The organism is Ruegeria sp. HKCCE3926 (assembly GCF_017872515.1).
Classification (GTDB): Bacteria; Pseudomonadota; Alphaproteobacteria; order Rhodobacterales; family Rhodobacteraceae; genus Ruegeria.
Genome location: NZ_JAEDOU010000010.1, coordinates 108,184 through 120,270 on the forward strand (window position 1 = coordinate 108,184; position 12,087 = coordinate 120,270).

Genomic DNA, 12,087 nt, shown 5'->3' on the forward strand with positions numbered 1-12,087 from the left:
CTTAGCTACAGGATTCCCCAATGGCAGACCAGCGCGCCGAATTGACGTGGACCGAAGATCAGATACCGGTCTCGGATCGCTTCGACGACCCATATTACTCGTTACAGAACGGGCTGGAAGAGACGCGCCATGTATTTCTGGCGGGAAATGATTTGCCTGCGCGATTTGCGCCGGGGTTTCACATTGCCGAGTTGGGTTTTGGCACCGGCCTTAACCTGCTGACCGCCTGGTCGGAATGGGAGGCATCCGGCCAGAAAGGGCCATTGCGCTTTACCAGTTTCGAAGCCTTTCCTATGGCACCGGACGACATGCAGCGCGCGCTTGCGGCCTTTCCCGAATTGCATCCGTGGAGCAGCCGGTTTCTGGCGCATTGGACAGGGCGCACGTGTATGTTGGATTCGCTTCGGTTTGAGGTGGTGATCGGCGATGCACGCAAGACATTGCCGAACTGGGACGGTGTGGCAGATGCCTGGTTTCTCGACGGGTTTTCACCAGCCAAGAACCCTGAATTGTGGGGCGCGGACCTGATGCAGGACGTGGCAAGCCACACTGTCAAAGGCGGTACAGCTGCCACGTATACGGCCGCGGGTTTTGTGCGCCGGGGGCTTGAAAGTGCCGGTTTCAACGTAACCCGCACACCCGGCTATGGTCGCAAGCGGCACATGACACGGGCACACAAAGCATGACCCAGACGAACAATGTCGGTGCGGGCATCGCTTTGATGGTGGGCGCGACAATTGTCTTTGCCTTGCAGGACGGTATCTCGCGCCATCTGGCCGGAACCTACAACACCTACATGGTGGTCATGATCCGCTATTGGTTCTTTGCGGCTTTTGTCATCGCTCTGGCCGCCCGGGCCCCCGGTGGGCTGAAGGCGGCCACAAAGACAAGTCAGTTGGGTTTGCAGATCGTGCGGGGCTTGTTGCTGGCGGCCGAGATCTGCATTGCGGTGTTCGGCTTTACGGTCCTTGGCCTGATCGACAGTATGGCCGTCTTCATCTGCTATCCTTTGCTTGTCGCCGCGCTGAGCGGGCCGGTGCTGGGCGAAAAGGTCGGATGGCGGCGATGGGCCGCGATCGGTGTCGGCTGCATCGGCGTTCTGATCATCCTGCAACCGGGCGCCGGGGTCTTTAACCCATGGGCTGTCATACCTTTGATTTCCGCTTTGCTGTTTGCGATCTATGGACTTTTGACGCGATATGTCGCCCGTCAGGACAGCGCGGCGACCAGCTTTTTCTGGACCGGTGTCGCCGGTGCCGTGGCGATGACCGTGTTTGGCATGTGGTTCTGGGAGCCGATGGCGCGCGGCGACTGGCTCTGGATGGCGCTGCTTTGTGTCAGTGGGGTGTTCGGGCACTGGCTGTTGATCAAGTGCTATGAGATGGCCGAAGCCAGTGCGGTTCAACCCTTTGCATATTTTCACCTGGTCTGGAGCGCGATCCTGGGTATTTCGATCTTTGGCGAAACGTTGCGCCCCGAAGTCGTGGCGGGCGCAACCATCGTCGTGGCCGCAGGTTTGTTCACCTTATGGCGCGAACGCCGCCAGAGATGATCCGATCAGCTCCTGCGAGAAAGGAACCGGAAGGGCGGGTTGCCCCAGGCGGGCACGGTAGACCGGCAGGCTTTCGGTCACGCGCATCACGTAGTTTCGCGTTTCGTTGAACGGGATCGTCTCGATCCAGTCGACGATATCGACCTCGCCTGTGCGCGGATCACCATAGCGTTCCATCCACGAGATCGGGCGCCGTGGCCCCGCATTGTACCCCGCCGCCATCATCACAACGTTGCCGTTGAAATCGGCCGCCAGACCAGAAAGATAGTTGGCCCCAAGCTTTGCGTTGTATTGCCAGTCCGTGGTCAATCGTCCCGTCTGATGGCCGCTGAGAATGCCCAGCTCGCCCGCGACCAGCTTGGCCGTGGCGGGCATTACCTGCATCAGGCCGCGTGCACCCGCACCGCTGACGACGACCGGGTCGAACTCGCTTTCACGGCGCGCGATGGCCAATGTCATTTCCTTGGCCATCGGCAATCGCATATCTGCAACGGGATGGACCGGGTAATAGGCTGCGGGCAGAACGGTTCCCGTAGTTGCCGCCCGTTTGGCGATCATCACGGCCAGATGCGGCTGTTTCAGTTCGATCACCAGATCGCCCAATTGATTGGCCTGTACTGGATCAAGGCTTTCGACCAGATGGGTCAGGAACCGTTCGGACAGGTTTGCTTCTCCGGCTTTCAGCAACAGCAATCCGGCCTCCAAAACGCTGGAATCGGCAAATTCCGCCTGCCGCCAATGCGGCGCGCGCCGCGGATTGGCCAGTTCTGCATCAAACGGTCGTCCGATCCGTTCTGCGGCTAACAGACCGTAGAATGAGGTCTGGTAGTCGGCCCCCATCGCATAGGCGTCATACGCCTTGTCCGCGTCACCCAATGCCGCGTAAGCGCGCCCAAGCCAATAGCCACCACGGCCTTTCGAGATCGGAGATTTCACGGCGTCCGAAAAGTTCTGGAAGTGGCGAATGGCGGTGGCAGGATCATTCAGTTTGCGAAGCGCCAGAAAACCGGCCAGCCATTCAAGATCGGCATAGCCGTAACCCATTTCGGGCGTCATGTGATGATTGGCGGCCACGTCATATGCGCGCGCCGCACGGCCCGATCGCATCTCAAGCCGTGCAAGACGGCGCCGTCCCTCGGCCCATTTGTCAGGCTCACCCAGGGCGTCAGGCCCGGTCGAGCGTGCCAGCATCAGATCGACGGCGCTGTCATCCAGTTCTTTCTTGTCGCGCCAGACAAAACGATCGAAGGCCAGCCCGGGCGCATCCGCCAGAGACTTGGGAACTGCTGCCACCTTGGTGTCCACACCGGGTTGGCGTTTCTGCAATGCTATCCGTGCTTCGGCCAGTTTGCGTTCGTCTGAACCGACCAAAGGCAACATCTGCCCGGCGCTTACAAGATGACCGTCCCACAGCATTCTGTCCAAGCGCGCCGCGTGATGCGGCTTCAGAAGTTTGGCAAAGTTCTCCAGATAGCTTTTTTGCAGACCCGAACCCATTGGCATGGTGCGCCAAGCGGTCACAATGTCGGCCTCCGCTTCTCCGATGCGTCCCTTGGCTTTCAGAGCGACGGCAAAGTTCAACGCGCCCTCTGCCGTCTGAGGCGGCATGCCGGCATAGAATTTCAGAACCCTGTCTGGATCGGCACCGGTGAAAACAGGCTCGCTCTTGCGGCGCAACCATGCCAGCCCGGGCCAGTCCGGGCGACGTTCGAGAAACACCAACACGTCGCCAGAGCTGCCGAAGCCCTCGCGCAGCCAGTGCCAGACAATGATATCGCGCGATACAGAACCACGCTGGCCGGATACGCGCAACGCTGCGTTCCAGTCGCCTTTGCGCATTTCGGTAAGTCCAGCGCGCAAATCAGCAGCAGCATCTGCCCGTGCTGAATGCGTCGCAGTCACCGAATACAGAATCACAGCAGTCAACAGTGCCAGAAAGCGTGTCATCCCTTGCATTTCCCAACCAACCGAGGATAGAGCCTGTGAGGATAAACCGTGCGTCGCCGGGATCAACTCACAAAGCTGGAAACGTGAGGGACCGCGGCGTAAAAACTGCAAAATGCACCTTGAAGGAGCGTGTCATGTTCAAAGGCTCGATGCCAGCCCTCGTCACCCCGTTCAACAACGGCGAGTTGGACCTGAAGACGCTCAAACATCTGGTGGACTGGCAGATATCCGAAGGCTCGACCGGGCTGGTGCCTGTGGGAACAACCGGCGAAAGCCCGACGCTCAGCCACGAAGAGCATGAAACAGTGATCGAAGAGGTCGTCAAAACCGCTGCGGGCCGCGTTCCGGTCATTGCCGGTGCTGGGTCGAACAACACGGTCGAAGCTGTCCGCTTCGTTCAGTTCGCGGAAAAAGTCGGAGCGGATGCGGCACTGGTCGTTACGCCGTATTACAACAAACCGACTCAGCGTGGCCTGATCGCGCATTTCGAGGCGCTGCATGCGGCCGCGGATATCCCGATCATCATCTACAACATTCCGGGCCGCTCAGTCATTGACATGACACCTGCCACGATGGGTGAACTGGCCAAGCTTCCCCGTATCGTCGGGGTCAAGGATGCAACGGGCGATCTGGCCCGTGTCAGCCAGCAGCGTGCAACTTGCGGCGCAGATTTCTGCCAATTGTCCGGCGAAGACGCCACCGCACTTGGCTTCAACGCACACGGCGGTGTTGGCTGCATTTCGGTCACCGCAAACGTGGCCCCCAGGCTCTGCGCCGAATTCCAGCAGGCGACACTGGCAGGGGATTACGCAAAAGCGCTGGAGTATCAGGACAAACTGATGCCGCTGCATGAGGCGATCTTCATCGAGCCGGGCCTGGTCGGTGCCAAATATGCACTCAGCAAACTGGGCCTTTGCAGCACCGAAGTCCGCTCACCCCTGACCGAGCTGGAAAACAGCACCAAGGATGCAATCGAGGCCGCAATGGCCCATGCTGGCCTGATCTGACTGGTATTTCAGAATACAACGAAGGGCGGCCTCGAACCTCGAGCGCCGCCCTTTCTTTTCCAAATATCCAGACTTCATCTGGCTAAAAATATCCCGGGGGAGTCGCGGCTTGCCGCAGCGGGGGCAGAGCCCCCTCAGCGTTTGCCGTAATACAGCCCCACGACATGTTCGGCCTGCGCAAAGAACAGCCAGCGCGACGTTGCAACACCTGCCAGATGCGAGGCCACGGCCAGCAGGGCGAAGACGTGATTGAACGGCAACAACAACAGCAGAACCGGCAGCACGAATGCCAGAACGAACGAGATCAGCCGCAGTTTTTCGGCGTGTTTGCGCCCGACCACGTGAACAAACTCTCGCAGCAGATAATTGGTGCCGGTATGGGGCGGCTCAAAGGCGCGGACGGAACCGCGTGCGCCAAGCCCGGTGGCTGTACCCAGATCAGTTTCCGATGATGCAAACGCCTGATCCCCTTTGCGCCAGTACAGTATCTGCACCAGCGCCGCGATCAGCAGCAGCGGCAGAGCTGCACTTGTCTGACCTGCCAGCAAGGCACCACCGGCCAGGCTGAAGCTGAGGAACATGGCAGGTGTCAGGTTCATGTTCCAGCGTGGGATGGTCTTGAGCTGCGTGTAGATCATCGATGTCGTGAACACTGTGGCCAGCGACAACCCTGCGCCGATCCAGCCCAGAAAACCCCAGCGCTGGTCCAGAAACACCACGCCAATTGCATAGAGCCCCATGACGACCAGCGCGAGTACGGCACACCAACCTTCACGGCTGAGCCAGCTGGTTTTCCATTGAGTGAAGGCTTTCAAGGCCCGTTCCGGATGGCCCAGGTGGAAGGTCGAAGCCAAAAGCCCGCCGACGGCCAGACCATAGGCAATGGCGAAGAACACAAAAGCCACCCAACCCGAAACAGCCGGAAACCCCAGGCCAAGAAAGAACAGCAGTCCAAATCCCAGACCGGACAGGGTGGTGAACAGAATGACGGAGGGTGCGGGATGCATCAGAGTTTCTCCAACGTCTTGTCGAGCCAGCCGAGGAACCCTTTGGGCTCGTCAGCGATGGGGGCCAGCAGGGGGGCCAGTATGTCGATCTGGTCTTCCACGGTGTCCTTGGGGCGCGGGGGCAGGTATTTGTTGACGGGTTTGGTTCCCATTTCCGGCATCAGGTCCATGCCACCCCGTTCTGCAACCAGCTGGCTGACATCGCTGTCAGGGTCGCCCAGATCACCAAAGTGCCTTGCGCCCGCAGGGCAGGTGCGAACACAGGAGGGGATACGGTCGACCTCGGGGAGGTTTTCGTTGTAGATGCGGTCCACGCAAAGTGTGCATTTCTTCATCACACCTTCGGCCACATCCAGTTCCCGCGCACCGTAAGGGCAGGACCAGGCGCACAGGCCGCATCCGATGCAATCGCTTTCATTGACCAGGACGATGCCATCCTCGACCCGCTTGTAGCTGGCGCCGGTGGGGCAAACGGTAACACAGGGCGCGTCTTCGCAATGCAGGCAGGATTTCGGGAAGTGGATCAGCTGGGCATGCCCGTCGGCAGGTTGCACTTCGTAGGAATGCACGCGGTTGAGAAAGGTGCCCGAAGGGTTTGCACCATAGGCGTCCTGATCCGAAAGAGGGGCGCCGTAATTTTCTGTGTTCCAGCCTTTGCAGGAAATAACGCAGGCGTGGCAGCCGACACAGGTGTCCAGGTCGATGACCAGGCCCATCTTGCGGTCAGTGGAGTTTGGTAGCTGGGTCATGTCAGTGAACCTCTGCTGTGGAGGGCAGGTGAGGGGGCCAGCCCCCTCTTGAGCCTGCGGCTCAATTCACCCCCGGGATATTTTTGGCCAGATGAAGTGCGGATCCGGGTCATTTGCCCACCTTCCAGGCCAGGTTCTCAGGGCCGGTTCCGACAGGAGATTTGATCGGGTCGAAATTCGGCTGGCTTTGCGCATCGGCAGGTGCGTCGGCTTTTTCGATTTTGACCTTCAGGTCGAACCATGCCGCCTGACCAGTGATTGGGTCCGAATTGGCCCAGCGCATTCCATCATCTTTGGACGGCAGCAATTCGTGAATCAGGTGATTGAGCAGGAAACCTTTGGTCGCTTCTGGTGCGTCGTCCTGCAAGGCCCAGGCGCCCTTGCGTTTGCCGATGGCGTTCCATGTCCAGACCGTGTTGTCGTTCAGCGCGGCCATCTCCATCACCGGCACGGTGATCTCACCGTGGGGGGAGCTGACTTTTGCCCAGTCTCCGTCTTGCAGGTTGTGTTCCCGCATCAGTTTGGTCGGGACGTACAGCGGGTTTTGCCCGTGCAACTGGCGCAGCCATGCGTTCTGTGTGCCCCAACTGTGATACATGGCCATTGGGCGCTGCGTCAGGGCGTTGACGGTGAAGCCTTCATTGCCCTGCTGATCGGTTTCGTACCAGATCGGCAACGGATCCATGGTGTCCTTGATGCGCTGGCGCAGGTGCTCGGGCGGCTGGCGGTCTCCGTGACCTTCGGCAGCCAGCTGGAACCGGCGCATCGGTTCGGAATAGAGTTGGAACAGATAGGGCTGAGGGCTGTCATAGATGCCCATCCCGACGGCCCAGTCCTGATAGGCGGTGTTCCACGGTTTGTAGTAATCCGCGCCTTCCGGGATATGCGCCACATAAAATCCGCCGTTTTCGATATACCGGTTCAGCTGATCCGGATTGACCTCGCCGCGGCCTTCCTTGTCGCCGTCTGGACCCCGGAAGCCGGCCAGCGGGCCGATGCCAGGGCGTCGTTCGTGGTTGACAATGTAATCTGCGTAGTCATTCCACTTTGGGCTGCCGTCTTCATTCGTGAAACCCGGCAGGCTCATACGGTTGGCCAGCTCGATCAGAACCGACTGGAAACCACGCACGTCACGGTCGGGTTTGACCACCGGCCAGCGAATGGCGTCTGCTGCGGCGTCGGCCTCGCAGATCGGGCGATCCAGCAGGGAGATACAGTCGTGCCGCTCAAGATAGGTGGTGTCGGGCAGGATCAGGTCGGCATAGGCCACCATTTCCGAAGAATAGGCATCGGAGTAGATGATGCGCGGGATGATGTAATTGCCGTCTTCGGCCTTGGCCGTCAGCATCTCCATCACACCTTTGGTGTTCATGGAGGAGTTCCACGACATGTTCGCCATATACATGAACAGCGTGTCGATCTTGTAGGGATCACCGGCAGCCGCGTTCGAAATCACCATATGCATCAACCCGTGCGCGGACATCGGGTTTTCCCAGGTGAATGCCTTGTCGATGCGTTGCGGCGTGCCGCAGTCGTCCAGCAGCAGGTCTTCGGGACCACGTGGAAAGCCCAGATGCGGGCCGTTCAGCGGGCGTCCCGGACGCCTGTCGCCATGAGGCGTCGGGTGTGCTTCGACCGGTTTGGGATAGGGTGGCTTGAAGCGGAAACCGCCCGGCACCTCGACTGTTCCCAGCAGGATCTGAAGCACGTGCAGTGCGCGGCAGGTCTGGAATCCGTTGGCATGGGCCGAAATGCCCCGCATGGCATGGAAGCTGACGGGACGACCAATCATCTTCGAGTGCTTTTCACCCCGAAAATCAACCCATTCTTGATTCAGTTGGATCGCCTCGTCAAAAGCGACCCTGGCGATTTCGGCGGCAATAGCCCGGATACGTTTGGCGGGAATGCCGCAGCGATCGGCTACCGCCTCGGGCGCGTGTTCGTTGCTGAGGTATTTCTCGGCCATCAAGTGGAAAACGGGACGGTGCGTTACACCGTCCTTGTCATACGTCGCCGACAGGTCCGGGCGCACGCCGGGCTTGTCGAATGCGGTTGGCTTGCCCGTCTTGCGATCAATAACCAGCGGCTTGCCATCCTCGTCGCGCAGGAACAGGCCCTTTTCCGCACCCTCGCTTGCGTTCACCAGAACCGGCGCATTGGTATAGCGGCTCAGGTAATCCAGATCGATCTTGCCAGCTTTCATCAGGACGTGGATCAGCGACAAAATGAACAGCCCGTCTGTTCCGGGTGTGATGCCGACCCAGTCATCGGCAACTGCGTTATAGCCCGACCGGATCGGATTCACTCCGATCACCCGTGCGCCGCGCGCCTTGATCTTGCCGATCCCCATTTTTATCGGGTTGCTGTCATGATCCTCGGCGACGCCGAACAGCATGAACAGTTTGGTGTGATCCCAGTCGGGTTGCCCAAACTCCCAAAAAGCGCCGCCCATCGTGTAAATGCCACCGGCCGCCATATTGACCGAGCAGAAGCCGCCGTGGGCTGCGTAGTTCGGAGTGCCGAAATTCTGGGCCCAGAAACTGGTGAAGCTCTGGCTCTGGTCGCGGCCAGTGAAGAAAGCCAGCTTCTGCGGTGCGGTTTCATGCAGTTCGTTCAGCCAGCCCACGGCAGTGCTGAGCGCCTCGTCCCACTCGATTTCGCGAAACTCACCCGAGCCGCGTGGGCCGACACGCTTCAGCGGTTTGCGCAGGCGAGAGGGGGCGTTGACCTGCATGATCCCGGCAGAGCCCTTGGCGCACAACACACCCTTGTTGACCGGGTGGTTCCGGTTTCCTTCGATATAGGCTACCTTGCCATCTTTCATGTGAACGTTGATGCCGCAGCGGCAGGCGCACATGTAACAGGTGGTTTTGCGGACCTCGTCCGAAACTTTCGGAGACGTTTCAAGGATCGGCTGCTGATGGGTCATTGGCGGGTCCTGTCGGTTATGTCGGGAGGATTGTTTCACTTTCCTTCCGATTTGAGAACATCGTTCTGAAGACGACGCGAGTTCTGAGTTTTATTTCCTGATAGCTTGCAGTGCCGTCACGGCGATCATCTGGGTCACGTCTTCGGCGCTGCATCCGCGGGAAAGATCGTTGGCGGGTCGGGCCAGCCCCTGCAGAACCGGGCCGATTGCGGTGTAACCCCCCAGTCGTTGCGTGATCTTGTAGCCGATATTGCCCGCGTCGAGATTGGGAAAGATCATCACGTTGGCCTGACCGGCGACCGAAGATCCGGGCGATTTGCGATCCCCGACCGAGGGCACGAAGGCCGCGTCGAACTGAAGCTCGCCGTCGACCTCGAGATCCGGGGAACTTTGACGCAGTGTTTCAGTGGCCTCGATCACCTTGTCGACATCGGGATGCTTTGCGCTGCCTTTGGTCGAAAAGCTGAGCATGGCGATCTTGGGGTCAACCCGCAGCAGTGCGCGCGCCGATCTGGCCGAGGCGACGGCAATTTTGCTCAACTCGTCAGGGCTGGGATCGATGACCAGGCCGCAGTCCGAATAGAGCATCGCCCGCGCTCCGGGTTGAGCGTCTTCCGGCGGGTACATCAGGAAAAAGGATGATACCATTCCGGCATCGGGGGCCATGCCGATCACCTGAATGGCCGCGCGTACAATGTCTCCGGTCGTGTGAACGGCTCCACCTACGGTTCCAGTGGCCCGCCCGCTGCGTACCAGCATGGCGGCATAGACTGGCGGTGTTTCAACGGCGGCTCGGGCCTTGGCCGGATCGACGCCCTTGTGTTGGCGCAGTTCAAAATAGGTTTGAGCAAACTCTTCGGTCAGGTCCGAGGTTGCCGGGTCGTGAACCATGACGCCGTCAGAGCGAGTGGCGTTCTGGTTTTTGAGGGCGGCGTCGACCTCGGCTTGTGGACCGACCAGAATGACATCGGCCAGTCCGGCTTGTTGGGCGGCCAGCGCCCCCGCAACAACGCGGGGATCACTGCCTTCGCATAAAGAAATCACAGGGCGCGAGGCCGGGGCGCTCTGACGCAACAGTTCAATTGGTGTCATTGTCATGCGCTGTGGCCTCGTCCTTTGATTACGCTTCCTGAGCTTTCATGTCGTCGGCGGAGATTCCGGCGACGGCGACGGGTTTTTTCATCGCGTCGCGGCGGAAAGGCTCGCCGAGCTCCTGGTTGATCAGGGCCTCGATCAGCGTGGTGATGCCGTTCTTCTGATCCTCGATCGCCTGATTCAGCGCTGCAGTCAGCTCGTCCTGGGTGCGGGCCACGACACCCTTCAGGCCACAGGCCTGCGCGATACCGGCGTAAGACACTTTGGTGTCCAGCTCGGTGCCGACGAAGTTGTCGTCGAACCACAGGGTCGAGTTGCGCTTTTCCGCGCCCCACTGGTAGTTGCGGAACACGATCTGGGTCACGGCGGGCCATTCCTCGCGGCCGATCGCGGTCAGTTCGTTCACCGCGATGCCAAAGGCACCGTCACCGGCAAAGCCCACGACCGGCACATCCGGGCAGCCGATCTTGGCACCAACGATGGCCGGCAGGCCATAGCCGCAGGGGCCGAACAGGCCCGGCGCCAGGTATTTGCGGCCCTCTTCAAACGATGGATAGGCGTTGCCGATGGCGCAGTTGTTGCCGATATCCGAGCTGATGATCGCCTCTTTCGGCAGGGCCGCCTGAATGGCGCGCCACGCCATGCGGGGGCTCATCCAGTCGGGCTTGGCCGCGCGGGCACGCTGGTTCCAGGTGGTGCCCGGATCGTCATCCTCGTGGGTCATCGAGGTCAGTTCCTGCGCCCAGGCCGATTTCTTCTGCGCGATGCGCTCTTTGCGCTCTTTGCGGCCTTCGTCACCGGCGGTGTCGCTCAGCTGGGCCAGAATGCCCTTTGCCACCTTGGCGGCGTCGCCGATGATGCCGACGCTGACCGCTTTGGTCAGGCCGATACGGTCAGGGTTGATGTCGACCTGGATGATCTTCGCATCCGCGGGCCAGTAGTTGATGCCATAGCCCGGCAGGGTCGAGAACGGGTTCAGACGGGTGCCGAGGCACAGGACAACATCCGCCTCGCTGATCAGCTCCATCCCGGCTTTCGAGCCGTTGTAGCCCAGCGGACCGGCAAACAGAGGGTGGCTGCCGGGGAAGGCGTCGTTGTGCTGATAGCCCACGCAGACCGGCGCATCCAGACGCTCGGCCAGCGCCTTCGAGGCCTCGATCCCGCCCTTGGACAGCACCACGCCCGCACCGTTCAGGATCACCGGGTTCTTGGCGTTCGACAGCAGCTCGGCCGCCTGCGACACGGCGGTTTCGCCGCCCGCAGGGCGCTCGAACTCGACGATGGCGGGCAGGTCGATATCGACCACCTGGGTCCACATGTCACGCGGGATGTTGATCTGGGCCGGGGCGCTGGCGCGCTTGGCTTTCATGATCACGCGGTTCAGAACCTCGGTGACGCGGGTCGGGTCGCGGACCTCTTCCTGATAGGCGACCATGTCCTCGAACAGCTTCATCTGCTCAACTTCCTGGAAACCGCCCTGACCGATGGTCTTGTTCGCCGCCTGCGGAGTGACCAGCAGCAGCGGCGTGTGGTTCCAGTAGGCGGTTTTCACGGCAGTCACGAAATTGGTGATGCCGGGGCCGTTCTGCGCGATCATCATCGACATCTTGCCGGTCGCACGGGTGTAGCCATCCGCCATCATCCCCGCGCTGCCTTCATGCGCACAGTCCCAGAACATGATCCCGGCCTTCGGGAACAAGTCCGAGATCGGCATCATCGCAGATCCAATGATCCCGAACGCATGCTCAATCCCGTGCATCTGCAAAACCTTAACAAAGGCCTCTTCCGTCGTCATTTTCAT

The 12,087-nt window shown here is 60.3% G+C and carries 9 protein-coding genes; 3 read left to right on the forward strand and 6 right to left on the reverse strand.

Annotation, left to right across the window (positions count from 1 at the left end):
• Positions 1-20 precede the first annotated feature (20 nt).
• Positions 21-686 carry a tRNA (5-methylaminomethyl-2-thiouridine)(34)-methyltransferase MnmD gene (mnmD, locus tag I9184_RS19390; RefSeq protein WP_209835468.1) on the forward strand — a complete coding sequence of 222 codons (666 nt, stop codon included), beginning with the start codon at positions 21-23 and terminating at the stop codon, positions 684-686.
• Complete coding sequence (locus I9184_RS19395; RefSeq protein ID WP_171637697.1) at positions 683-1,552, forward strand: DMT family transporter; 870 nt, start codon at positions 683-685, stop codon at positions 1,550-1,552. The genes mnmD and I9184_RS19395 overlap by 4 nt, the downstream gene beginning before the upstream one ends.
• Here I9184_RS19395 and I9184_RS19400 read toward each other — a convergent pair.
• The gene (locus tag I9184_RS19400) at positions 1,526-3,499 is read right to left on the reverse strand and encodes a lytic transglycosylase domain-containing protein (protein WP_171724940.1); all 1,974 of its coding nucleotides are present in this window, start codon (positions 3,497-3,499) and stop codon (positions 1,526-1,528) included. The two genes, I9184_RS19395 and I9184_RS19400, sit on opposite strands and share 27 nt — an antisense overlap.
• A 134-nt stretch (positions 3,500-3,633) precedes the next feature.
• Between I9184_RS19400 and dapA the strand changes: the two genes are divergently transcribed.
• The gene (gene dapA, locus I9184_RS19405; protein WP_171637693.1) at positions 3,634-4,506 is read left to right on the forward strand and encodes a 4-hydroxy-tetrahydrodipicolinate synthase; all 873 of its coding nucleotides are present in this window, start codon (positions 3,634-3,636) and stop codon (positions 4,504-4,506) included.
• Positions 4,507-4,640: 134 nt separating this feature from the next.
• Here dapA and I9184_RS19410 read toward each other — a convergent pair whose 3' ends face one another.
• The 5 genes from I9184_RS19410 to xsc form a co-directional block, all read right to left on the reverse strand.
• A complete protein-coding gene (locus I9184_RS19410; RefSeq protein WP_209835469.1) occupies positions 4,641-5,513 on the reverse strand; it encodes a DmsC/YnfH family molybdoenzyme membrane anchor subunit in 873 nt (290 codons plus the stop codon).
• Complete coding sequence (locus I9184_RS19415; protein WP_171172200.1) at positions 5,513-6,262, reverse strand: 4Fe-4S dicluster domain-containing protein; 750 nt, start codon at positions 6,260-6,262, stop codon at positions 5,513-5,515. The genes I9184_RS19410 and I9184_RS19415 overlap by 1 nt, the downstream gene beginning before the upstream one ends.
• A gap of 109 nt (positions 6,263-6,371) precedes the next feature.
• Positions 6,372-9,191 (reverse strand): molybdopterin oxidoreductase family protein, encoded by a 2,820-nt coding sequence (locus I9184_RS19420; protein WP_209835470.1) that lies wholly within the window; start codon positions 9,189-9,191, stop codon positions 6,372-6,374.
• Positions 9,192-9,281: 90 nt separating this feature from the next.
• Positions 9,282-10,289: a phosphate acetyltransferase gene (pta, locus tag I9184_RS19425; protein ID WP_209835471.1), complete on the reverse strand. Its 1,008-nt coding sequence runs from the start codon at positions 10,287-10,289 to the stop codon at positions 9,282-9,284.
• Between the two features lie 22 nt (positions 10,290-10,311).
• On the reverse strand, positions 10,312-12,087 hold a 1,776-nt coding region (gene xsc, locus I9184_RS19430), incomplete at its 5' end, for a sulfoacetaldehyde acetyltransferase (RefSeq protein WP_209835472.1).

Excerpts from the sequence above, each read along its gene's own strand:
- I9184_RS19420 (WP_209835470.1), bottom strand. The coding sequence starts at position 9,191 with ATGACCCATCAGCAGCCGATCCTTGAAACGTCTCCGAAAGTTTCGGAC.
- I9184_RS19395 (WP_171637697.1), top strand. The coding sequence starts at position 683 with ATGACCCAGACGAACAATGTCGGTGCGGGCATCGCTTTGATGGTGGGC.
- pta (WP_209835471.1), bottom strand. The coding sequence starts at position 10,289 with ATGACAATGACACCAATTGAACTGTTGCGTCAGAGCGCCCCGGCCTCG.
- dapA (WP_171637693.1), top strand. The coding sequence starts at position 3,634 with ATGTTCAAAGGCTCGATGCCAGCCCTCGTCACCCCGTTCAACAACGGC.
- I9184_RS19400 (WP_171724940.1), bottom strand. The coding sequence starts at position 3,499 with ATGACACGCTTTCTGGCACTGTTGACTGCTGTGATTCTGTATTCGGTG.
- I9184_RS19410 (WP_209835469.1), bottom strand. The coding sequence starts at position 5,513 with ATGCATCCCGCACCCTCCGTCATTCTGTTCACCACCCTGTCCGGTCTG.
- mnmD (WP_209835468.1), top strand. The coding sequence starts at position 21 with ATGGCAGACCAGCGCGCCGAATTGACGTGGACCGAAGATCAGATACCG.
- I9184_RS19415 (WP_171172200.1), bottom strand. The coding sequence starts at position 6,262 with ATGACCCAGCTACCAAACTCCACTGACCGCAAGATGGGCCTGGTCATC.